The 609-nt window shown below is 47.6% G+C and carries 1 protein-coding gene; it reads right to left on the bottom strand.

Annotation, left to right across the window (positions count from 1 at the left end; genetic code table 11):
- On the bottom strand, window positions 1-486 hold a 486-nt coding region (locus A3756_RS03285; RefSeq protein ID WP_197481135.1), incomplete at its 3' end, for an ATP-binding protein.
- Window positions 487-609: the final 123 nt, after the last annotated feature.

Below are 609 nucleotides of genomic sequence, written 5' to 3'. Positions count from 1 at the left end.
CAGCCTGGCTATTTGGTTTAAGAGTCTTAGGTAGCTACCATCGCCGTGTGAGATGGTCAGCTGCTCGAACAACCGCGAGGCTCTGAAGTATCGTACTTGATAACCGTGCAGACAGGCATGATGTCCTAATGCACAAGCAAGATAGGTTTTTCCGCAGCCTGTTGGTCCCGTCATTACCAGATTTTGCCCTTTGCTTATCCAGGTATTGCTTTGCAAGCCCGCGACTGTACTTTGCTTTAAGCCACGTGGGTGGCTGTAGTCGATATCTTCCATTCTAGCGGTGACCTTGAAGCGAGCAGCCTTGAGCAATCGTTGTAAGCGTTTGTCGTGCCGGTAAGTCACTTCTTGTTGTACTGCTAGGTTAATTCGTTCGGCGAAGCTAAGCTCTTCATAGGTATTGGGTTGATTAAACTGCATCTCTAGTGCTTCGGCTAAACCGGTTAACTTGAGCTGTCGAAGTTGCTGTAAGCTTTGTGTTTCTAACATGTTTTTTCCTATTGGTTTTGGGGTGGGTTTTTAGTGGTAGTAATCAGCGCCGCGCACGTTACGATGAGTCTCTGTTTGAGGTGATGGCGAAGTCTGAGGTGATAATGGAAGTGGCAGTTGATC

Source organism: Oleiphilus sp. HI0086 (genome assembly GCF_001635225.1).
Note: the sequence above shows the minus strand (reverse complement) of the source record. Positions and strands in the feature narration are given on the sequence as shown.